Source organism: Flavobacterium sp. (assembly GCF_027482425.1).
Classification (GTDB): Bacteria; Bacteroidota; Bacteroidia; order Flavobacteriales; family Flavobacteriaceae; genus Flavobacterium.
On the sequence record NZ_JAIXWA010000081.1, the window covers coordinates 12,000 to 34,327 of the forward strand.

The 22,328-nt window shown below is 42.8% G+C and carries 17 protein-coding genes and 1 pseudogene; 5 read left to right on the forward strand and 13 right to left on the reverse strand.

Features of this window, described 5'->3' with window-relative positions; genetic code table 11:
* Window positions 1-115: 115 nt before the first annotated feature.
* Both purL and Q0037_RS11720 read left to right on the forward strand, forming a co-directional pair.
* Window positions 116-3,769 (forward strand): phosphoribosylformylglycinamidine synthase, encoded by a 3,654-nt coding sequence (gene purL / locus Q0037_RS11715; RefSeq protein ID WP_297518614.1) that lies wholly within the window; start codon window positions 116-118, stop codon window positions 3,767-3,769.
* A gap of 70 nt (window positions 3,770-3,839) precedes the next feature.
* Entirely contained in the window at window positions 3,840-4,289 is a 450-nt protein-coding gene (locus tag Q0037_RS11720) for a hypothetical protein (RefSeq protein WP_297518616.1), read from the forward strand.
* Window positions 4,290-4,576: 287 nt separating this feature from the next.
* Here Q0037_RS11720 and Q0037_RS11725 read toward each other — a convergent pair whose 3' ends face one another.
* Together Q0037_RS11725 and Q0037_RS11730 are read right to left on the reverse strand one after the other, a co-directional pair.
* Window positions 4,577-5,158 carry a dual specificity protein phosphatase family protein gene (locus tag Q0037_RS11725; RefSeq protein WP_297518618.1) on the reverse strand — a complete coding sequence of 194 codons (582 nt, stop codon included), beginning with the start codon at window positions 5,156-5,158 and terminating at the stop codon, window positions 4,577-4,579.
* A gap of 3 nt (window positions 5,159-5,161) precedes the next feature.
* Window positions 5,162-7,090 (reverse strand): LTA synthase family protein, encoded by a 1,929-nt coding sequence (locus tag Q0037_RS11730; RefSeq protein ID WP_297518620.1) that lies wholly within the window; start codon window positions 7,088-7,090, stop codon window positions 5,162-5,164.
* Between the two features lie 115 nt (window positions 7,091-7,205).
* On the opposite strand from Q0037_RS11730, the gene Q0037_RS11735 reads away from it, so the two are divergent.
* Window positions 7,206-8,984 carry a long-chain fatty acid--CoA ligase gene (locus Q0037_RS11735; RefSeq protein WP_297518622.1) on the forward strand — a complete coding sequence of 593 codons (1,779 nt, stop codon included), beginning with the start codon at window positions 7,206-7,208 and terminating at the stop codon, window positions 8,982-8,984.
* Window positions 8,985-9,057: 73 nt separating this feature from the next.
* Here Q0037_RS11735 and Q0037_RS11740 read toward each other — a convergent pair whose 3' ends face one another.
* Genes Q0037_RS11740 through Q0037_RS11760 form a run of 5 tightly spaced genes read right to left on the reverse strand, consistent with a single transcriptional unit; the run spans window position 9,058 to window position 16,160 of the window.
* Window positions 9,058-10,980 carry a beta-L-arabinofuranosidase domain-containing protein gene (locus Q0037_RS11740; RefSeq protein ID WP_297518624.1) on the reverse strand — a complete coding sequence of 641 codons (1,923 nt, stop codon included), beginning with the start codon at window positions 10,978-10,980 and terminating at the stop codon, window positions 9,058-9,060.
* Complete coding sequence (locus Q0037_RS11745; protein WP_297518626.1) at window positions 10,968-13,142, reverse strand: GH92 family glycosyl hydrolase; 2,175 nt, start codon at window positions 13,140-13,142, stop codon at window positions 10,968-10,970. Before Q0037_RS11745 ends, Q0037_RS11740 begins: the two co-directional genes overlap by 13 nt.
* Complete coding sequence (locus Q0037_RS11750) at window positions 13,133-14,497, reverse strand: sugar porter family MFS transporter (RefSeq protein WP_297518628.1); 1,365 nt, start codon at window positions 14,495-14,497, stop codon at window positions 13,133-13,135. Before Q0037_RS11750 ends, Q0037_RS11745 begins: the two co-directional genes overlap by 10 nt.
* A gap of 3 nt (window positions 14,498-14,500) precedes the next feature.
* Window positions 14,501-15,331, reverse strand: a complete 831-nt coding sequence (locus Q0037_RS11755; RefSeq protein WP_297518630.1) for a sugar phosphate isomerase/epimerase — start codon at window positions 15,329-15,331, stop codon at window positions 14,501-14,503.
* A gap of 1 nt (window position 15,332) precedes the next feature.
* Entirely contained in the window at window positions 15,333-16,160 is an 828-nt protein-coding gene (locus Q0037_RS11760) for a phytanoyl-CoA dioxygenase family protein (RefSeq protein ID WP_297518632.1), read from the reverse strand.
* A gap of 156 nt (window positions 16,161-16,316) precedes the next feature.
* On the opposite strand from Q0037_RS11760, the gene Q0037_RS11765 reads away from it, so the two are divergent.
* A complete protein-coding gene (locus tag Q0037_RS11765; protein WP_297518635.1) occupies window positions 16,317-17,162 on the forward strand; it encodes an AraC family transcriptional regulator in 846 nt (281 codons plus the stop codon).
* A 5-nt stretch (window positions 17,163-17,167) separates the two neighbouring features.
* On the opposite strand, the gene Q0037_RS11770 is transcribed toward Q0037_RS11765, so the two are convergent.
* The 5 genes from Q0037_RS11770 to Q0037_RS11790 all read right to left on the reverse strand — a co-directional run bounded on the left by Q0037_RS11770 (window position 17,168) and on the right by Q0037_RS11790 (window position 21,359).
* A complete protein-coding gene (locus Q0037_RS11770; RefSeq protein WP_297518637.1) occupies window positions 17,168-17,545 on the reverse strand; it encodes a hypothetical protein in 378 nt (125 codons plus the stop codon).
* Between the two features lie 239 nt (window positions 17,546-17,784).
* Complete coding sequence (locus tag Q0037_RS11775; RefSeq protein ID WP_297518639.1) at window positions 17,785-18,846, reverse strand: hypothetical protein; 1,062 nt, start codon at window positions 18,844-18,846, stop codon at window positions 17,785-17,787.
* An 18-nt stretch (window positions 18,847-18,864) separates the two neighbouring features.
* Window positions 18,865-20,199, reverse strand: a complete 1,335-nt coding sequence (locus Q0037_RS11780) for an alpha/beta fold hydrolase (protein WP_297518641.1) — start codon at window positions 20,197-20,199, stop codon at window positions 18,865-18,867.
* 26 nt (window positions 20,200-20,225) lie between these two features.
* On the reverse strand, window positions 20,226-20,456 hold the full coding sequence (locus tag Q0037_RS11785; RefSeq protein WP_297518643.1) for a hypothetical protein: 231 nt from the start codon (window positions 20,454-20,456) through the stop codon (window positions 20,226-20,228).
* A gap of 57 nt (window positions 20,457-20,513) precedes the next feature.
* Entirely contained in the window at window positions 20,514-21,359 is an 846-nt protein-coding gene (locus Q0037_RS11790; RefSeq protein ID WP_297518645.1) for an AraC family transcriptional regulator, read from the reverse strand.
* 298 nt (window positions 21,360-21,657) lie between these two features.
* Here Q0037_RS11790 and Q0037_RS11795 point away from each other — a divergent pair, with 298 nt between their 5' ends.
* Window positions 21,658-21,936: a hypothetical protein gene (locus Q0037_RS11795; RefSeq protein WP_297518647.1), complete on the forward strand. Its 279-nt coding sequence runs from the start codon at window positions 21,658-21,660 to the stop codon at window positions 21,934-21,936.
* Between the two features lie 170 nt (window positions 21,937-22,106).
* Here Q0037_RS11795 and Q0037_RS11800 read toward each other — a convergent pair.
* Window positions 22,107-22,328: pseudogene (locus Q0037_RS11800) on the reverse strand (NUDIX hydrolase); the annotation flags it as partial.

The window sequence follows — 22,328 nt, forward strand, 5'->3', positions numbered from 1 at the left end:
TCCCTCCTTCGGGAGGTTTTTTTTTGTCAAAAACCTGTGAAAAACTATTTGGCACGCATTTGCTTCCCTTTGGTGTTTGCCGTACCTTTGCGAGACAACTTACAACAACACAACAATGATTCATTTTTTCGGCAACGAAACAGGAACTATTTACGCAGTTCAGTCCACTACTCCATTTTCTGAAGAGACCTTACAAAAATTAAACTGGTTATTTGGGGGCACCCACAAAATTGACTCTCTCGAAATCGAAGGTGCCTATATCGGTCCGCGGGCTTCGATGGTCACGCCTTGGAGTACCAATGCGGTTGAAATCACCCAAAACATGGGTATTCATGGCATTGTGCGTATCGAGGAATTTCATAAAGTAATGGCCGAAAACCTGCACTTTGACCCTATGCTGTTGCAACCTTATGCGCGTTTGGACCAATCGATTTTTAGCATTGCGGTGCAACCCGAACCCATTTTGGAGATTGAGGATATTGCAGCATACAATCAGCAAGAGGGTTTGGCGCTTAGTGATGAAGAAGTGGCCTATTTGAATCAATTATCGGAAAAATTAGGGCGAAAACTAACCGACTCCGAAGTCTTTGGTTTTTCCCAAGTCAATTCAGAACACTGTCGTCATAAAATTTTCAACGGCACCTTTGTCATTGATGGTGTTGAAAAAGAAACGTCCCTTTTTAAACTTATCAAAAAAACCTCGGCAGAACATCCGAATGCGATTGTTTCGGCCTACAAAGATAATGTCGCCTTCATCCAAGGCCCTGTGGTGAAACAGTTTGCGCCACAACGGGCGGATGTGGCTGATTTTTACACCAAAAAACCATTTACCTCGGTGCTTTCCCTCAAAGCCGAAACCCATAATTTCCCGACAACGGTCGAACCCTTTAACGGGGCAGCAACTGGCTCAGGTGGTGAAATTCGGGATCGTCTAGCGGGTGGTCAGGGGTCGCTTCCTCTCGCCGGAACAGCGGTGTACATGACAGCGTATTCCCGACTTACAGCCGATCGGACTTGGGAAAAAGGCATGGAAGAACGAAAATGGTTGTACCAAACGCCGATGGACATTTTGATCAAAGCTTCCAATGGGGCTTCTGATTTTGGAAACAAATTTGGACAACCTTTGATTACAGGATCGGTCCTTACTTTTGAACATGATGAAAAGGGTCGAAAATTAGGCTATGATAAAGTCATCATGCAAGCGGGAGGAATTGGGTATGGCAAAGCCGAACAGGCTCAAAAACACGAACCCCAATTGGGCGACCAAATTGTAATTCTTGGCGGTGATAATTACCGAATTGGAATGGGAGGTGCGGCCGTTTCATCGGCTGACACAGGCGCTTTTGGGTCGGGCATCGAATTGAATGCCATCCAACGTTCGAATCCAGAAATGCAAAAACGCGCAGCCAATGCCATTCGCGGTTTGGTAGAAAGCGATCATAATCCCATTGTTTCCATTCACGATCACGGTGCGGGAGGACATCTAAACTGTTTATCCGAATTGGTCGAAGCTACTGGAGGTCGTATTGATTTGGACCAACTGCCTGTGGGAGACCCTACCCTTTCGGCTAAAGAAATTATTGGTAACGAATCGCAAGAACGCATGGGCTTGGTGATTGGTGTGAAAGACCTTGATACGTTGCAACGCATTGCCGAACGGGAACGAGCGCCTCTTTTTTCCGTGGGTACCATTACCAACGATCATACGTTTACCATTGCGAGTGCTACTACGGGAGAAAAACCAATGGATTTGGCACTAAGCGATATGTTTGGCAGCTCCCCCAAAACCATCATGACCGATACCACAATTGCCCGTCAATATGATGATATTACCTATTCGATTGATCGTATTCACGACTATTTACACCAGGTGTTGCGACTTGAAGCGGTGGCCTGTAAAGACTGGTTGACCAATAAAGTTGACCGTTGTGTGGGCGGACGTGTGGCCAAGCAACAATGTGCGGGTCCTTTGCAATTGCCGCTCAATAATTTGGGCGTAATGGCCTTAGATTTTGAAGGAAAAGAGGGAATTGCCACCAGTATTGGTCATGCCCCTATTGCCGCCTTAATCGATCCCAAAGCGGGAAGTCGTAATGCCATTGGCGAGGCGTTGTCGAATATCGTTTTTGCTCCTTTGGAAAACGGCTTAAAAAGTGTTTCCTTGTCCGCCAACTGGATGTGGCCCTGCAAAAACGAAGGGGAAGATGCGCGCTTGTATGAAGCCGTGGAGGCCTGTTCCGACTTTGCCATTGCCTTGGGAATCAATATTCCAACCGGGAAAGATTCCCTTTCCATGAAACAAAAATATCCCGATGGCGATGTATTGGCGCCTGGGACCGTGATTATTTCGGCGGCGGGACATTGTTCAGACATTAAACAAGTGGTCGAGCCCGTAGCTAAGCGTCAGGCGGGATCATTATACTATATTCCGCTTTCGCAAGACCACTTCCATTTAGGCGGTAGTTCTTTTGCTCAAATTCACAACAAAATTGGAGCCGAAACACCTACGATTCAGGATGCAGCGTATTTCAAAACTGCCTTTGAAACGATACAACAATTGATTAAATCAGGGGCTATTGCAGCAGGCCATGATGTGGGAAGTGGCGGACTCATAACGACCTTACTTGAAATGTGTTTTGCAGACGTCAATTTGGGTGCCACATTGAGTTTGAACGCCTTTGCAGAGCAAGATGTGGTGAAGATTTTATTCGCTGAAAATAGTGGACTTGTACTGCAGGCGCAGCAGGATGCGGTTTTTGAAGCAGCTTTCGCCAAAGAAGGGTTAACCATTTATCCCTTGGGGCAGGTTGTTTCTGGTGAAACCTTAACCCTTGACACGTTGACATTTGATATTCCAGCCCTGCGAAAAGTTTGGTTTGAAACCTCCTATTTGTTAGACCAAAAACAAACGCAAAACAACAAAGCTCAGGAGCGTTTTACCCATATTTTTGAACAACCCTTACATTACCAATTTCCAAGTCATTTTACCGGAAAACTCCCTGCTCTTCCCACCTATCGTCCTAAAGCGGCCATCATACGGGAAAAAGGAAGCAATTCCGAACGCGAAATGGCACATGCGATGTATTTGGCCGGATTTGACGTAAAAGACATTCACATGACCGACCTGATTAGTGGCCGTGAAAATTTGGAAGACGTGCAATTTATCGGCGCAGTTGGTGGATTTTCAAATTCGGATGTTTTGGGCAGTGCCAAAGGGTGGGCAGGTGCCTTTTTGTACAATGAAAAAGCGAATACGGCGTTGAAAAACTTTTTTGCACGACCCGACACCCTATCGGTGGGGATTTGCAACGGGTGTCAGTTGTTTATGGAATTGGAACTGATTCATCCCGAGCATGCAAATCATGGCAAAATGCACCACAACGACAGCCGCAAGCACGAGAGTATTTTTACCTCCGTGACCATTCAAGAAAATAATTCGGTGATGTTGTCAACCTTGGCGGGCAGTACCCTAGGCGTTTGGGTTTCGCATGGTGAAGGAAAATTCCACTTGCCCGAAGCAGAGCACCACTACCCTATTGTAGCCAAATATGCCTACGAGGGGTATCCTGCCAACCCGAACGGTTCGGATTATAACACCGCGATGTTGTGTGATAAAACGGGACGTCATTTGGTGATGATGCCACACATTGAACGTTCGATTTTCCCTTGGAATTGGGCGTACTATGGTACCCATGAAACCCATGAAGTAAGTCCATGGCTTGAGGCCTTCGTAAATGCGCGTGTATGGATTGAAAAAAAACAAGGATAATTTACCCAAGGGAGGCCCTATTGAATTGGTAGGCTACAATTGATTATATTGCAACTCAAAACAACGTCTTATGTCCAAGCTACGCTATTGTATCGGTCTTTTTATCGTTTTCACCACGTTTTCTTCGGCACAAAGTGTTAGAGAAATTGAAACAGAGGCTGGAAAATTATTTATCACAACAACCAATGAATATCCCATTTTTGGTACCTATCATTTTAAAGAAGCCGAACCCATTGTAGAATTGCAACGCGGAGGCACGGGTATGTATCAATTGCACGATTCGCCCAAACGCCCGATAGAATGGGGATTGGAATGCTCGGAAAGCGGAACGTTAAAATCGGTCAAAGGGTTTGACAACCTCAAGTATTACTTATACTACCGTTACACCGATACCGAACCCGATGGCAGTACACCGGTTTGGAACCGTGTGGAACTGACCGTTCACCTCAACGCTGGAAAGATTTTTATCAATGGCGAGCGGATGAAATTATTTGCTGCCAAAGAGGAGAAGAAAAAGTAGTGCTTAGCCCCCCAGCCCCCAAGGGGGAGTAATTAGTGATTAGTGATTGGTGATTAGTGACTGGAAACTGATAACTGATAACTGATGACTTATGACTAGCCCCCCACCCAATGAGGGTGCTGTTAGTTTCAAGTTTCAGGTTGCGTCCAAAAATCGTGTATTTTCAAATTAATAGTCGTAAGTCAATGCATATTTCTTAGAAAGAACATTTTCAAATCTTCAAATTAACTCATTTTCAAATCGACAGATGGGCACATTTTAAATTGACTCATTGACACATTGCCACATTACTCCTTTCTTTGCGCTAGTCTGGGTTTGTAATTCTTTAAGTATTCGCCTTTCGGGGTGCCGTGATCAAACGAACTGAACTGCACCGGGAAAGCGGCTTTTTTTCGCGCTTCATCGGGCGTCCATCCCTCATATTCAATGCGATATAACGCCGAGTACATTTGCGCACGACCAATACCATGGTAGCAATGCAAAAGCACCGGATAATTGGTAGAATCATCCATGATGGCAAAAAACGTTTTCAAATTTTCCTCATTGGGCACCTGATCCGAGCCGTTGTTGAAGTACTTTACGCCTTTTATTTTGGCCACGGCATCGCGCTCGGCAATTAATTCTTGCGGTAATTCAGGATTATTGATCGTATCGCCTGTACCCGGAAAACGCAAATCGACGATGGATTTAATCCCATACGCTTCCACATAGTCTTTGATTTCATCGGGTGGAATTACCCCACTTTTATAGACCTTTCCCTCCGTGATGGCCATAAAATTATGGTTGATGTGACGGTCATACACGTATTTTCCGGTAGCAATTAATGCTACGGTAAGAAGAACAAGGACAATTTTAGTTCGTAAACGCATGACTTAGTTGGATTTTGAGGTTAGTTTTTTATCAATAATTCGTTCCATATAATCTTGTAAAAAGGCTTTACAGCGCATTTCCAGCTGGTTCATTTCGGCATTGCGTTGCTTGATTAAGTTGGTTTTTAGTGCATAATCATCCTTGTGGTAAAAACCAACGGCCTTCTCGCCATCAAAAGTACAAATATAATTGCCACTCATCATTTGATACAAATCCGAAGAATACCGCATCACAAATGGTGGCGCCTTGGGATCGCCCAAAAGACTTCGACCCCAGCTGCGAAAGGGTTTGTCGTAACCAATCATGTCCATAAGCGTGGGAAAAATATCAATTTGTTGCGCCCAATCGCGACTCACTCCCTTGTAGGTATGTCCTGGCGTGTAAAACAAAATGGGTACCGTATGCGCATACTGATCGTTATAGTACAAATCGTAGTGAATCAAATTATCGTGATCGGCTACCAATACAAAAATCGTATTTTGATACCAAGGCTGCTTTTGGGCTGCTTTAAAAAACTGTTTCAACGCATAATCCGTGTAGCCGATGGTTTGGTGAATGGGACTATCCCCTTTGGGAAACTTCCCTGTATATTTTTCGGGGACAACATACGGTTCATGCGAAGAAACCGAAAACAAGGTAGCCATAAACGGTTGCTTTTTGGCCGAAATCGTTCGGTTAAAATACTGGAAAAAGGGTTCGTCCCAAATGCCCCATACGCCATCGAAATCGGCATCATTACCGTACTCATTTTTACCGTAATAATGGTCAAAACCTAAAATGTTACTAAACCCTAAAAATCCCATGGAGCCGTTGGGCGCACCATGAAAAAAGGAGGTGTCATACCCTTCACTATTTAAAATGGAAACCAAGGATTCGATTTTTTGTTTGGGATACGGCGACGAGGTAAAGGCATCTTTAAACGAGGGAATGCCCGACAAGACCGACGACATCCCGTGAATTGACTTGTATCCATTGGCATAGCCGCGTGTGAAAATCAAACTGTGTTGGGCCAACGAATCCACAAACGGCGCATACCCACGGTAGCCAGGAATTTTTTCATGGGTATTGAAAGAACCAATATATTCTCTTCCAAAACTCTCCAAAATCAGTACGACAATATTGGGTCGGGTCTTGGGACGATTTTGGTACTGTTTGATGGGAACAAGCAACGAATCCACTACGGCTTTATCCACCAAATTGACCTTTTTGAACGTATTGGCATTCCATGTTCGAATAACGGCAAAAGGCGTATTCAACACAAAATCGGCTTGCGAGGCATCGGTTACAAAGCGATTGGCGTCAATCATATTGATGGGTCGTGTACTTTTACGGAAATCGCCCCGAATGCCCCCCACACACAACACACAGACCAATAGAAAGGTAACCGTTGAAGCGAAAAAGTATTTTAAAGTATACTTTTGATGATGAGGCTTAACCTTTTGTTTTTCATAGAGATAAAGCCATAAAAAAAGCAATCCAAAAAACCATGCAAAAACATGCCAATAGTTCCCCAAGAAGTTCCCCATCAACGCCGCTTTGTTACTTTCATGTTCCAAAATATCCAACGATGCGCGCGTACTACGGTTGAACGAATAGCGGTAATACACCAAATCCACAAAATTTAAGGCATAAAAAAGAGCATTGGTAGTGAAGTATACAATTTTCAGTCCTAGCTGATACGTCTTTCGCGTATTGATCCCCAAAGGAAGAATCGAAAATACGATAAATAAGGCATTGGCATAGAGTATGGCCGTGGTATCAAACGCCAAACCGTGGTAGGCCAAGGGGAACAATTCAAGCCATGACTCGACCCGAATTAAATTAGGATTGTAAGCATAAAATAAAAAACGAACCACCATGTAAAACAGGTAAGCTAGAAAAATCCTGTACGCCAATACTTTATATTCGTTATACCTTGGAAATCGTTGCATAGAAAGGGTTATCGAAATCGAGGCAAAACTACAAATTTGTATTTTAAGGTCGGTATAGATTAAAAATTTATTGTAAAAGCAGGCGATTTTAATTAATTTGCAAGAAAAATTGACTATGCAAACGATAAGCCGACTATTTGACTTTCCTTACTATCAGTTGTCCAAAAACAACAAAGCCGATTGTTTGGTAACCAAGTATGGGAATGAATGGGTAAAAACCTCTACGCAAGAGTATGTAGATCAAGCCAATACGATCTCAAGAGCGTTGTTGCGTTTGGGGGTGAAAAAAAATGACAAAATAGCCCTAATCTCCTCCACCAACCGAACCGAATGGAACGTGTGTGATATTGGTATTTTGCAAACTGGGGCGCAAACCGTGCCTATTTATCCGACGATTTCTGCAGAAGATTATGCCTACATTTTAAATCACTCTGAATCGCAATACTGTTTGGTTTCGGATGCTGTGGTTTTTGAAAAAATAAGTCAAATTCGCAGTCAGGTCCCGCATTTAAAAGAAGTGTATGCCTTTGACAACCTTTCGGATTGTACTTCTTGGAAAAGTTTGTTGGAGTTAGGAGCCGATGCTTCCAATCAATCCGAAGTAGAGCAACGCAAAAATGAAGTGCAACCCACCGACTTAGCAACGATAATTTACACTTCGGGAACAACCGGAAAACCCAAAGGAGTCATGTTGTCGCACCAAAATATTGTTTCCAATGTGATTGACAGTGCAGGACGTATTCCTTTTGAAGAAGGAAAAAGTCGTGCGTTAAGTTTCTTGCCGGTCTGCCACATTTTTGAACGCATGATATTGTACATTTATCAGTATTACTCCGTTTCCATCTATTTTGCTGAAAACATTGAAAAGCTTTCTGACAATATCAAAGAGGTAAAACCCAATGTTTTTTCGGTGGTTCCGCGTTTGTTGGAAAAAGTATATGATAAAATTTACCAAAAAGGAGCCGAATTAACCGGAATTAAAAAAGCCTTGTTCTTTTGGGCGCTAAATCTAGGGTTGCGTTACGAACCCTATGGCGCTAATGGGGCGTGGTATGAATTTCAACTCAAATTAGCGCGAAAACTCATTTTTAGTAAATGGAAAGAAGGCTTGGGGGGCAAATTAAACGTAATGGTATCAGGAAGTGTCGCTTTGCAACATCGGTTGATTCGTGTATTTGCTGCTGCTGGAATGCCAGTAATGGAGGGCTATGGTTTGACTGAGACGTCGCCTGTAATCTCGGTGAACGATCAAAAAAACTTTGGCTTTAAAGTCGGAAGTGTAGGTCGCGTTATTCCCAATGTAACGGTAAAAATTGCTGAAGATGGTGAGATCTTATGTAAAGGTCCCAATGTAATGATGGGCTATTACAAAGACCCCGTGTTGACAGGAGAAGTCTTGAAAGACGGTTTTTTCCATACGGGCGATATTGGAGAAATTGATACAATGGGCTTTTTACGCATTACCGATCGTAAAAAGGAAATGTTTAAAACCTCTGGGGGGAAATATATTGCGCCACAAATGATTGAAAATGCTATGAAACAATCATTTTTTATCGAACAAATCATGGTGATTGGCGATGGTGAAAAAATGCCAGCGGCGTTGATTCAACCGAGTTTTGACTTTATCCGAGAATGGGCCAAACGCCATAATGAAACGGTAGGCATGACACCAGAAGAAATTGCACAAAATCAACATGTTAAAGCCCGCATTCAGGATGAAGTGGATAAAATCAATGAACGTTTTGGGAATTGGGAACGCATCAAAAAATTTGAACTCACTCCTACCCTTTGGAGTATAGATGGGGGTGAATTAACGCCTACCTTAAAATTAAAACGCAAAGCCATCAAAGAGAAATACCAACACCTTTACGATGCTATTTATCGGGAGGAGTAATCGTAAAACGATCAAGCATAAACCAATGAAGCACCTATCTTGAAACCTCAAAGTAGGTGTTTTTTTTTACTCATTAGCCATTGTTTTTTACAGCTTTGGGAAAGGCTACTTGTCTCAAAACTGTTTCAGCCATAGGGACTAAAACATGTTTCTCTTCACACTTCCTAAGGGGATTCCACAAACGCACTTCCATCCCTCTTTTACTCATAATAGGAGAAAAATCTATCGCCTCATAGACTCTTTTTTCTTTTGCCTCATAATACTTATCCTTAAATTCTGAGCCGTAGTTACGCCCCAACGTCATTTGCGATGCCACAGATAAAGCATACACTTGAGGTCCATATTGATAGACAACTTCACCTTGTTGGGTGTAGTGAATTTTAGGAGACGTTTTCCAGGTAAAAGAGAACGAATCATTCGGTTGAAAAACACGTTGCACCACATAATAATCTCCTTCCGTTCTTATCGATTCATTGGTTTCAATATGAGACACCCAATTTGGTTTTCGAAGGTAAAATGTTAATGTTATAGGAGTTGAAGTAGTAACTCGATAAGTAAATGCAAAATTTTGTGGATATTGTGTTTGATTTTCTAAAATAACCTTTTGTCCTTGCGCCTCATACGCTAATTGAAAAGGTAGGGGCACATGAATGTATAGGTGTCCCAATTCATTTTGCATTCCGATATTTTGAATTACGTACGGTAAAAAGCGTCCTGCATTGGGCGTACAGCACACCGCCACCTCTTGATGCACCGCCGAATATTTGTAGCGCGTTTGCACTCGATCGGGTTCTGCTTCGCCATTACGTGTTCCGTCCATCACCCAAGAATTGTCCGTTTTCAAATAGGCTATCCCCTCATGGTTGGGGTGCCTTGCTCCTAATCCTGCGTTGAAAAAAAGCTGTTCCATGTGAGCCGCCCATTGTGCTTCGCCCGTTTTTTGCAACAATACCGCATAACTATCCAAAAGTTCTTGCAACGAACAGTACTCGTATCCTGTTTGCGTTGCATCGGCCAATCGACCCGCAATCCACTCATCGCCAATAGGACCTCCAGTTGCCGTAATTGACTTTTCCACTTGCGCTAAATAACGCGATAACAGAACGGAATAATCGGGTGATTCGGCAGTGAAAGCCGCTACGACTAGAGGCCGAATATGTTCGTACACATGTACTCCGTGACCTTGTAAAGTAAAATCTGATTTTTGTATTCGCTGGGGTTGAGCATCCGATTCCGACTGATAGCTTTGGGCGTAGGATTGATATAAAAACAAAGCATACTGTCGGTAGATGGGTAATTTCGTTTTTTGGTACAAGTAATCCAACACGTCGGTAAAGGTTAGCCCATGAGAAACGCCACCATTGAAGGCATTTCCTGTATTAAATGGGTTGGATTTCCCAATGGGATAATTTTGCATCACATTGGCCACTGCTCGTTCGATAGCTGTGAATACCTCTTTTTTTCCAGTTGCTTCATAATAGGCAATCAAGCCGCGGAGTAATGTGGTTTTTGCCCAAAATTCGCCATTTTCCGCTTGAAAATTATAACGGGTTTGTGCATCGTAAATACCTAAATAGCCATCAGCATCTTGTGAATCGAGAATTTGACGTATGTATCCTTCAACTTTTGGATAATGGGGCGTACTTTGGGTTAAAAAAACATGGCGAATATAGCCATCCCACCAATTGGATTGTGTTTCACTATTCCACCATTTGTATTGATCATCACCTGCCGCGTCGCCTGACTTTAAATTACCCAAGTCTTTGGCTTTTGTGTTTTTCCCTAAGCGCTGCGTTGTATATATAGAATCTTTAAATAGTGAGGGAACCAACTGATCTAATTGACCCACATAACTTTCCAAATCGCGTTGCATATACGTTAATACCCATCCTTGGGGTTGAATACGACCAAAGGGTATTGGCTGAAGGGCCTCCTGTTTAAAACTACTTTGGGCGAGGGCAACGGTTGCCCATAAAAAGAAGATTATTTTTCGCATGAAGCTGTCATTTTAAAGGTCAAATTTCCACCTTCAGTCAAAGAACGAAACGGGATAACCGGTGATAATAAAGGTAATCCGTTCCATTGATACGCTGAGGCTCCACAGGAAGATTTTGAAAAAGAGGGTGCCTGAACCGTCAATATTTTTTTTCCTATTTTTAAGGTCGCTTTTTTCACTTGAGGAGCACCTAAAACAACTTCTCCTGATGCGGGATTTACGGGATAAAAACCCATAAGAGTAAACAAATACCAAGCACTCATTTGACCACAGTCATCATTTCCAATCAGCCCATCCGGTTGGGTTTTATGAAATTCATTGATAATACGCTTCAAATAATGATGGCCTTGCAAAGGACGATCACTAAACGCGTACAAATAAGCAATATGGTGACTCGGTTCATTTCCATGAGCATACTGCCCGATCATTGCTTCCTGTCCAAGAAATTTATTTGGAGCCACTGCAGGAGTAGTAAAAAAAGTGTCCAAATGGGTAGTCAATGCAGTTTTTCCACCCAATAAAGCGACAACACCACTGAGATCATGTTGCGTGGGTGTCCAAAAGTATTGCCAAGCGTTGGCTTCTGTGTAATCGCCGGGATTATTCAACGGTGATGTTGCAGTGAGGGGATAAAAAGGGGTACGCCAGGCTCCGTACTGATTTTTACCTCTGAAAAGTCGGGTGTCAGGATCAAATAAACGACGGTAATACTGACTTCGTTGGTAAAACTGATTTGCGGTTGTTGTATCGCCTAAAAGTTGGGCAAAATGTGCCACACACCAATCATCATACCCACTTTCTAGGGTGCGCGAAACCGATTCGTCTGGAATCAAATCAAAAGGATAATATCCAAAACGGTTATAGACTTCCCAATCGGAATGGATGTGCGAACGGGTGGAAGTTTCTACCATAGCGCGCAACGCCCTTTGAGTATTCATTGTGGTGAAGCCATTGACGTAAGCGCTAACAATCATCGGAATGGCATGATTTCCAATCATGCAGTAATTATCTTGTCCCCAAACCGTCCAAATCGGTAAAAATCCTTTGGCTTCATGATGCACCAACATGGATTCGATGATATCGGGAATGATCTCTGGGGTAATGAGTTGCAACAACGGAAAAGCCGCTCGGTATACATCCCAATTGGATAAGGTGGAATAATACGCATGATTTACGGCCGTTCGAATAGTATCATCCACTGCACGATACTTCCCGTCAACATCAGCCATGTTCATGGGTTGTAATAAAAGGTGGTATAAAGCCGTGTAAGCCATCACTTTCTGCGATCGAGGGGCTTTTAGCGTCAACCGATTCAAATAATTCTCCCAAGTATTTCGATTGTTATTATACACCCGTTGAAAATCCCAATGAGGAATCTCCGCCGTCAAATTGGCCTTTGCTCCTTCTACATCAACCGAGGAAAGTGCCACTTTTATTTGCAATTCTTTGGAGGCATCGAGTTGAAAGTCGAAGGCATATAGAGGCGCCTGATCGGACTGATTGTGGGAAATGCTTCGCTTGTTTTGAAAGGGTTTACTAAAATGTATGGTAAAAAAATAAATTCGATTCACCCAATTTTGCGTTTGACAATACCCACTGATCACCGAGTCATTCTCAATCGTTACTGCACTAGAAATCACGAGCGGTTTTGTTGCCTTTTCATCAAAAACAAATCGAAGTCCGTGACGAAAATCAATGCGCACATGGGCCAAACGTGAAGGATAGCGGTAGCGATGAAAGGCCACCCGTTCAGAGCATGTCAAATCAACCTCAACCCCATCCTTTTTGCGTACATGATACCATCCAGGTTTTGCTTTTTCAGAAGATTTATCGTAAGCCCTTGCCTTGATTGAATCGGGTTGATGGATGGGTAAAATCAGAATATCGCCCAATTCATTAATGCCCGTCCCACTCAAACGCGTTTGTGAAAATCCGAGCAAAAGGGTATCTCGATATTGATAACCACTGGTATGAGACCAACCTCGATCGCGATTATCAGGTCCGGGTTGCACCATCCCAAAAGGCATGGAAGGACCAGGAAAAGTGTGTCCAGTACCCTCAGTACCTATAAAAACGTTGACAAAGGAAGTCGTCTTTTGTCCAAATAGTGAAGAACTTCCCAGAAACAATCCTAAAACGAATAAAAAAATTCTTATTTCCATAATGCATTCATTTCTTCAAGGGTTAAATGCTTGGTTTCGGGTACTTTTTTCCATACAAAAATGAAAGAAAGCAAACAGAGTAAAGCAAAAAAGTAAAAAGGAAAAGCGCCATTGAAATACGAATCAATCCAATCATTCTCTACCATAAGCGGGAAAAATTGAGTCACTAAAAAATTGGCAATCCACTGAATAAAAACGCTAATAGCCAAGGCTAAACTTCGAATGGAATTAGGGAAGATTTCAGCCAATAACACCCAAACAATGGGGCCCCAAGAAATACTAAAAGAGGCCATGAAAAGAAGTAAAAACGGAAGTACAAAGGTTTTTTCCCATTCAAAATAAATAAAAAGACCTACCGATAATAAGGCCAAAGTCATTCCAATCGATCCTAAATACAACAACGGTTTCCGACCTTTACGATCCACCCATCGAATCGCCAAAAGCGTAAAGATTAAGTTGATCACTCCCAATGTACTCGTTTCCAATAGAGAGGCATTCGTTGCACTACCCAAACGCTTAAAAATTTCTGGTGCATAATACAAAATGGCATTGATTCCCGTTAGCTGCTGCAATAGGGAGAGGCCAATTCCAACGCCTAAAGCCCTTTTATACTCGGGTTTTCGCAAACTCTTCCAAGCTTGTTGACGCTCAGACTGAAGAGATTGTTCGATGTCCTCCCGCTCTTTTTGCACGTCTTGATTTCCGTTGATGGCTTGTAAAACGGTCACAGCCCTCAGTGTTTTTCCTTGCATAAACAACCAGCGCGGACTTTCGGGAATAAAAAAGATAAAAATGAAAAATAACAACGAAGGAATCAATTCAGAACCAAACATCCAGCGCCAGCCTTGGGTTAAGTTCCAATGCGTATCGCCTTGTAAAGCAATACCATAATTTACAAAATACACCAAAACAATACCGATCACGATGGCCAATTGGTAATTGCCGACCAAGGCGCCTCGGCGTTGGGCTGGTGCAATTTCAGCGATATACATTGGCACCACCATAGAGGCCAACCCCACTCCTATCCCGCCTATAATTCTGTAAATAATAAATTCAGTAAACGTATCTGGTATTGCGGTACCAATCGAGTTGATAATAAATAAAAGGGCGGCTAGTAACATGGCTTTTTTACGGCCCCATGTTGAACTACAAAAATCAGAGATTAAAGCCCCTAATAAACACCCTAGTAAAGCACTTGAAATAGCCCAACCGGTCTCCATGGGTGTGAGATTAAAATACCGCGTAAGATCTCCAATGGCCCCAGAAATTACGGCAGTATCGTAGCCAAACAGTAAGCCCCCAAGCGCGGCGCTAAGGGTGATGAAAAGTATTTGTGTCGTATTTGTCGACTTCATGCGTTACAGATGTTGTTGTAAAAACTGTTTCATTTCCAGGTTAATGTCCCATTGCGAGGCCAAAGGTTTTTGGGTAAATGGTGCCGAAGGCATATAGGGATAGGGACCAAATTCGGGAGTTATAGTAAAAATCGTGGCATTTCGTTTTTGATGGTTCGCCACTATCGTTTTCCACCATTTCAAATATAAATTTCGATAGGACTCCCACTCGGGAGCAAAAGGATGGTTAACTTGTGGCCCTTGTTCAAATCCGATTCGAGCATGCAAATGTTTAACAAAAGGAATAAGACGATCCAAAAGAGCTTGTTGGTCCTGTAGCGTACTTTCGGAGACAACACAAAAATGGGAATAATCGGCCACCAAACCTAGAGCGGGAAAAACTTCTAAATAATCCAAAACCGTTTTAAGATGAAACGAAAAACGACCGCGATGAATTTCATGCCAAATGGGTATCCCTGTTTTCTTAGCAATTTGTTGTGTAGTTTCGATAATTTGGCAATTTTCAGAAAAACTGTAGTAATCTTTTCCCGTGTGTGAATTGATGGCATACGGTTTTAAAGAAGCTAACATTTCCAACCGATCTATCAACCGCGCGGTGTAATCGGCAATTCCCTTTTCGGAAGGCGACAATACATTTTGGGCGATCACCATAAAATGAGGATGTGATGTCGAACGGATGGTGGCGCAAGTATCTTGAAACTCGGCCATGAATTTTTCATCATTCGGAAAATTAATCTCTACACCATCATACCCATGAGTAATTACGCGGTTTAAAAACTCGGAAGCGGACAATTGTTCGCACCCCCAATAGGGACACAAATAGCGAATTTCCATGTTATTGGGCATATATAATTGGATTCAACGGCGTATTAATCACGGCATCCACTTGCGCCCCAGGACACCAAGTTTCCCAATCGTTGATTTGATTTCGGTTCTCGGGATTTTTAAGTACCATTTCGTGATCCATATAAATGATGGTCATTACCTTACGCATATCGGCTGTAGTATTGGCGCCTGCACGGTGAAAAATCCATCCTGAATGAAAACTCACTTCCCCCAAATCGAAAGGCTCGATCACATGTTCAAAATCGGTTATGCGCAGTTTTCGGTTTAGGAAATCCTCACTCTCGTCACTGATGGCCATTTCGCGCCCTTCCACGAGTATATGACTCCCCGCACTGAACTCTAGCGGTCCCATCTCTAAGGGGGTGGCTTGCAATGGAATCCAGGCGGTTACCGTTTTATCCGACGCCAAGGGCCAATAGTATTGATCGGCATGCCATGGGGTAATACCGCCGCCGCCTTCTTTAAATAATGCTTGATCGTGATACAATCGTACTCCAGTTACTTGCATCAAATCGGCAGCAATTTTTGCCAGCCGTTTGCTTAGCACCAAGGTTTTAATGACCTCATTTTCTTGCCATAAATTGAATAATTGCAAAAAAGCTTTTCCATAAGTGGTTCGGTCTTCCAAGGCCGTTTGCTCGGTAGTCATAGCCGCTACTTGAACTCCTATTTCACGATTGAAAAAGGCTACCGTTTCAGCATTTAAAACCGACTTGAGTTTGATAAACCGATGGGTTTCATAAAAATCCAATTGTTCTGGCGAGAGGGTCATGGGAGTGTCTAAAAAAGCGCTAATAGGATCCGGCACGGTATTCATGGGTCTGTTTTTTTGTTATAAACAAGGAGCAATAAACCTCCAACAACAACAAAAGTACCGCTCACTTGCGGATTTCTTTTTTCGTAAAAAATCAAAAACTAATACTATATTGAATTAAACAGCTATATTTACATCAACATTCATTCAATTTAAACCATGAAACCCATTTTTGAAAACATTCCTCACGAAAAAGGCGTTTCGAGTTTTCATGCTTATCGGATTGTGGTTCCGTATTTCGAATTCAAATGGCATTATCATCCCGAGTATGAACTAACCTATATAGTACGAGGTTCAGGATATCGATTGGTGGGAAATACATATGAAGATTTTCAAGCAGGCGATTTTGTATTGTTGGGGCGTCATGTGCCGCATACATGGTCGGGTAAATCGCTCGATGGAGGACCCGTAGAGGCCTTGGTAATTCAATTCTTAAAGGAACCGATGATTTCATTATTGACGTGTCAAGAAGGAGTGGCTTTACAAAACTTATTGAATGAAGCCGCGCATGGCATTCGGATTCCTGTTCGGGAAGCATGGATACAACAACTCAACCATTTGGTAACCTTAGAGGGATTAAACCGCATGCTTCTGGGGATGGCGCTCTTAGAAGAACTTGCCCAAGCACCCTATGAGAAAATAAGTCCGAATCCGCATTACCAATCGTTTTCACGCAAACAAGAACTGCGCATCAATACGGTATGCCGATATATAATGGCCCAATTTAGAGCCCCCATTACGGTGCAAAAGGTAGCTGATGTAAGTGGCATGAGTACGAGTAATTTCTGTAAGTTTTTTAAAAAAGCAACGGGAAAAACCTTTTCCGATTATGTGAATGAAATTAGAATTCAAGAAGCTTGCATGCTACTCAGAGAAACAGAGCATAAAATCAGTACCGTGGCTAGCGATTGTGGTTTTGAAACCTTAAGCTATTTTAATCGGGTCTTTTTAAAAAAGAAAAAATGCCGTCCGATGGAGTATCGGAAACGCTTTTTTATACGTTAATACTCCTATTCAGGGAGCGCTTGCTGATGAAGATAGCGAAACATCGTTATGTGATCATCGACTATTTCAAAGTATATCCAAATTTCTTTAAATGGTCTACCCGATAGAAACAAACGTTCCTGATCAATCACCCCTTTGCTATGAAAAATGCGGTTTACCACTTCACACGAAAAATCGGTTTGTTCAAATCGGTGGGAAAGAGCGGCCACTAAAGCGGTACGATTTTCAAATAAAAGATGCCCATCCTCATGGTAACCCCGAACGAATTCGGAAAAGGCACTTTCAAAAACGGAAATACTTTGAGCGTTCAATCCAATATAGTGGCGATCAATACAAGGCACACTTGGAATAGCGTTCGTATCTGTTCTTTTTTTATGGGGCATAACCTAAAAGTTAAAATTATTAATGGCTTGAAATACAAGAATATTCTTTTATCTGGGCACAACACCGCAGGTATCTCTTCTGTATCAATATACTGCATTTAAAGAACCATTACTTTGCTTGCGCCTTAGTTGTTGTGTCCATTCATAAAAAACAGCCTACTGATAAATGTTTTTTTATACGTAAAGAATTGCTTTTCAATACGCTACTAATTCATCACTTATAATTTATAATCACCAAATTATTCCCATTTAAAAACATTCACCCCAATCGCATAGCCATACACTTTTTTATCAGCATCGGTATAGAAGCGAATTTTATTACAAGCGCGACCCAAGTCGATTTTTGTCCAGGTTATCCCGCCATCTTTGGTTTCAAAACCTGAATTCATCGTACCGACAAAACCGTGATTCTCATCGATAAAACCAATGCCAAACTCTCGTGCCCCAGCCTCTTCTAATAGATTGATTTCTGTCCATGTTTCGCCCCCATCCGTAGTTTTGGCCACCCGTTGCTGCTTTACATTGGGGTCGGGATTATAGGATTGAATGGTAACATACCCCACTTTGGCCGAGGGAAATGATACTTTCCAAGTGGTTTCAAAAGGCCGGTTGGATTCATATACTTTCTTCCAAGTTTGTCCCCCATCGGTGGTTTTCAAAATCAAAGCATGCGACTGGGTAATATCTTCATTGGTTGCAGCACAAGCAAACCCTGTGTTTTTATCTAACATTTTGATGTCAAACAACATTTTACAATCGGCTTGCATGCTGCGGGAAGTCCACGTCGTTCCGTCATCGTGTGAAACCATGATATTGGCCGGACTCCCGACTCTTCCAACGGCATATATATGGGTTTTGTAATCGATCTTTCCGTGATTAATGTATTGCTCTTTGACCACATCAAATGCACATAAGCCCTTAACATAAGGCCCCTTGTAGGGGACAGGTTTCCAAGTTTTCCCACCGTCTTGCGTGCCGTAAAGCGGAATGGTATCGGTCACATTCGGAAAATAATCGGTGCCAACGGTGCCCACAAACCCTACTTTTTCATCCAAGAAAACGAGGGTACGGAAAAACGAGCCCTTTTGTTCAAGCTGTTTGGTCCACGTTTTACCACCATCTTGGGTGTTGTAAATGCGGCCAAAACCATTGACATACCAACCCGTATTGCGATCGACAAAGGTGATATCATCTTGTTTACCCGCATAGGGTTCGGTCGTCAATTTTTGCCAACTGTTGGTTTGCGCCTTACTCCACAAGGCGGTTAATATGAAAATCAGCGGGATAATAACACGTTGCATGGTAGGATGCTTTAAAGGTTAGGGTTGCACTAAACCCAAGGCCCATGCGACTGCTTTTTGGGTCACTTCGGGATTGAAGGCTTGAAATAATTCTTGAATCTTTCCTTGACTAAAAGTATCATAGGCTTGTTGCATGGTCCCAGAACGGGCAAAATAATGGTCGGTCAAGGGGAAAGAAAGTAAAGCGGCATTTCCTGGATGGTAATGGTTGACCGTTTGTACAATCTGTTCGTGATCGGGTAGTGAAAAGGCCTGAAAATCAGATTCCCCATACAGTACCAACACCTTCCCCGTAGTATTTTTCCAATTGTCCAAAAGCGGGTAATCCTGAATCTGTCGCCAGTACTCTTGATTGCGATCAAAAATACGGTCTTTGCCGTCGTATTGCCAATCCGACTCCAATATGGCTTTCTTCTCATGGTCTGTGGCAATCGCCTCTAAACTTTTTTTACGAATAAAATAGTCAAATGCAATATCGGCCTGGATACGGCAACGTTGTTCATATTCTATGGGCGGCGTTTTGGCCAATTTCAACTGCAACCGATTCATTTCCAACTGGTATTCAAACCAACTTTTGGCCGTGGTACCATACACCATAACCCCGCGAACATTTTCACCAGCACTTATGGCTGGAGCAATAATTCCTCCCATCGAGTGCCCAAAAATGAAGAGCTCCTCGGTATCGACATACGGCAAGGATTTCATTTTTTGGAAGCCGGCCTTAAAACTTTCCACTTCGTCATACAACGTAGTCGTACTGCAATCGGGGGTGTTTTGGCTATCGCCTAACCCACTTTTTTCAACGCGCACGACCACAAATCCGGCATTATGAAACGCTTGCACCACGCGTCCATACGGATGTTCGGGAGTCAAGCCATCCACCGAACTACAGGTATAACCCGGAATGAAAAGTACGGCAGGGAGTTTACCCGTTCCCTCGGGTTTATTGATAATGACACTTAGCTGTCCGCCCTTAAAAGGAACCCGATCATAAGTAACCGTTCCTTTTGCAACCGATTCCCGATCACGTCCGACCCAAGTGGTTTTTATTTCTTGCTGCGTACCCGCTCGTCGTATCGTAAACGTGACCGCTTGTTTTTCGGTGTATTGGGCTATTGTCGTTGCCATTTCGCTCGGGTGATTGAGCACTTTGCCGTTGATTTGTAACAAAACGTCTTCTGGTTGCAGTCCAGCGGCTTTGGCGGTACCTCCTACCACTTGATTGAGTGTAATCCCGCCTTGGGGATCGGCACTGAGTCGGGCACCCATCCACGGACGACGCGGTAACGGTTGGGCAGTAACCAGTGTAATTCCAAATACGATTAAACCCATGTGAATTCCTAACTTTCGCATATCAAATCTTTTTTTATTTTCTATCGTTACCCTAAGAACAACAACACCCCTAAGACAAAAACAAGAGATAATTCAGAAAGCAAAACCGTTTTTTGCCAAAGGGGCTTGTCGTTCCAAGTTTGTGTGGGAGCAAAAGGATCGAAGGCTAAACCCAACCCAAAGTAGATTAAGGCCTGTCCCCAATCGTTTCGCACTGTAAAAAAAACACCAATACATACAAACAAGAGGTGTAATCCACGTCCGAAGGTATTTTTCATCGCTTTTTTTATACAAAATTACCCGAAGAGGAGGTCACAAAAGGTGTCAAAAATTGCTTATTTCACCGCAGTGGGAGTCTGTCCAAATTTCTTTTTAAACGCTTTACAAAATGCTGATTTATCGGCAAACCCCGTTTGAAAGGCAACTTCGGCAACACCAAGTCCTTGTCGCATTAATGTAAGGGAATGTTGTAAGCGCAAATGCAACACGTATTGGTAGGGTGTGCGGCCAAATAATTTTTTAAAAAGGCGTATGAAATGATATTCTGATAAATGGGCCTCTTGGGCTATGGAAGCGAGTGCTATAGGTTCCAAAAAATGCCGCTCGATGTACAAACGCGCTTCGTGTACGAAATTAAACAACCGCTTACTGGTTTCTTGTTTGACCGATTTTAGACGCGAAAATTGCTTCCAAAGGTCCACTTGATCTTTGACCAAACATTCGCCCAAGGTATAAAACAACTCGTGGTGTAACACGGCTTCTTCGCGGGTTAAGGCTTCAAAATGGTGTTCAATCTGACGAATGGCATAGCCCAAATGCGTGTGCGCCGCAGTGTAGCGGTTGACCATTTGCTCTTGTTGTAAAATAAAAGCGGCCAACTCAGGTTGGGTTCCATATTCAAAATCCAAAATCTCTTGAATCACTTTGGGCTGGATATCCAAACAAATACCCAAAACGGGTTGAGCACTGTCGATAATAATATGTGAGGTTGAAGTGGCATTACCTACAATATATTCGCCCGATTCCACACGGTAGGTTCGGTTGTTGATTCGGTACTGTTCACAACCGCGTACCACATATTTGGCAGAAAATACTGTAAAATCAACGCTACTGTCGAAGGCTTGTACCCCCGAGACCCGAATTTCGCCATTATGCGCCGCTGAAAGTACCACTTTGTTCATAGGAGTGCTTTTCTACTTTAGTCCAACACCGCCGCATTTTGTTACAGCAAAACTGCAAAAAAACCGATGGGTTTTATGGTGAAAAACATGCTGAGGTGGCTCGTTCATTTTTTTACATAAATCAACATAACTCCCTAAAATTATGTCAATTAACAGTTGTTTTTCTCCGTCAGCACTCGTGTGAAGTACCGTTGTAAAGTATTGCCCAATTACCCATTCCAATCAGCACTCACCTATGAAAATTCCAACCCCAATATAGCACTGACGTAAGAAAATATCCCAAGCCCTAACGGGTCGTTTGGGGCAATCCCGTCGTCCCATTCATAATCCCTCGCAATATATCCCCACACCTATCCACCGTATTTTGATTATTCGGCCCAACCATCGTTTAGGGAACACGCTATTGATTACGCCTATCGTTGCCGAAAAGCAGCAACTTTTTCCTACAGCCACGGTGGATTTATTTGTTAAAGGAGGCATAGCGACTGAGGTGTTTCGAGAATATAAACAAGTAGATCGCATCTTGGCCTTGCCCAAAAACCATTTTAAGGCGTTGGGAACCTATCTTTGGATTTGATTCGGGCGGATGCGCTCGAATGACTTAGTGATTAATAGTGTTTCGCATTCGTCTTCGGGGCGCTTGGCGACAGCATGGGCGCGCGGAACGTATAAATAGTATGGCGACACCGACCCAACGAAAGTTTACAAGTCCTTCGTTATCTGTTAATTCCACACATGGCTCAAGGTTTACAAACTATAGTATTCCCCTATCACTTTGCGAATAGAGATAAACCCGATGGCATTCAAGTCCATGGTAGGCGGGTGACACCATTGTAACGCAGCTATCTCGTCAGAAGCTGAGATAACAACCTCTGGATTATCCAATTCATATTCGTAGAAAATATCGAGGGTTTTGTAGGGAATAGTTTTATACAAATAATTGTTGGCCGCGGTGGTAATATACTTGAG

Bases quoted from the DNA above. Each gene is read 5' to 3' on its own strand.
- Q0037_RS11765 (WP_297518635.1), top strand. From the start codon at position 16,317: ATGAAACCCATTTTTGAAAACATTCCTCACGAAAAAGGCGTTTCGAGT.
- Q0037_RS11725 (WP_297518618.1), bottom strand. From the start codon at position 5,158: ATGCGTTTACGAACTAAAATTGTCCTTGTTCTTCTTACCGTAGCATTA.
- Q0037_RS11770 (WP_297518637.1), bottom strand. From the start codon at position 17,545: ATGCCCCATAAAAAAAGAACAGATACGAACGCTATTCCAAGTGTGCCT.
- purL (WP_297518614.1), top strand. From the start codon at position 116: ATGATTCATTTTTTCGGCAACGAAACAGGAACTATTTACGCAGTTCAG.
- Q0037_RS11730 (WP_297518620.1), bottom strand. From the start codon at position 7,090: ATGCAACGATTTCCAAGGTATAACGAATATAAAGTATTGGCGTACAGG.
- Q0037_RS11785 (WP_297518643.1), bottom strand. From the start codon at position 20,456: ATGAAAAATACCTTCGGACGTGGATTACACCTCTTGTTTGTATGTATT.
- Q0037_RS11740 (WP_297518624.1), bottom strand. From the start codon at position 10,980: ATGCGAAAAATAATCTTCTTTTTATGGGCAACCGTTGCCCTCGCCCAA.
- Q0037_RS11780 (WP_297518641.1), bottom strand. From the start codon at position 20,199: ATGCGAAAGTTAGGAATTCACATGGGTTTAATCGTATTTGGAATTACA.
- Q0037_RS11750 (WP_297518628.1), bottom strand. From the start codon at position 14,497: ATGAAGTCGACAAATACGACACAAATACTTTTCATCACCCTTAGCGCC.
- Q0037_RS11775 (WP_297518639.1), bottom strand. From the start codon at position 18,846: ATGCAACGTGTTATTATCCCGCTGATTTTCATATTAACCGCCTTGTGG.
- Q0037_RS11735 (WP_297518622.1), top strand. From the start codon at position 7,206: ATGCAAACGATAAGCCGACTATTTGACTTTCCTTACTATCAGTTGTCC.
- Q0037_RS11790 (WP_297518645.1), bottom strand. From the start codon at position 21,359: ATGAACAAAGTGGTACTTTCAGCGGCGCATAATGGCGAAATTCGGGTC.
- Q0037_RS11760 (WP_297518632.1), bottom strand. From the start codon at position 16,160: ATGAATACCGTGCCGGATCCTATTAGCGCTTTTTTAGACACTCCCATG.
- Q0037_RS11720 (WP_297518616.1), top strand. From the start codon at position 3,840: ATGTCCAAGCTACGCTATTGTATCGGTCTTTTTATCGTTTTCACCACG.
- Q0037_RS11755 (WP_297518630.1), bottom strand. From the start codon at position 15,331: ATGGAAATTCGCTATTTGTGTCCCTATTGGGGGTGCGAACAATTGTCC.
- Q0037_RS11745 (WP_297518626.1), bottom strand. From the start codon at position 13,142: ATGGAAATAAGAATTTTTTTATTCGTTTTAGGATTGTTTCTGGGAAGT.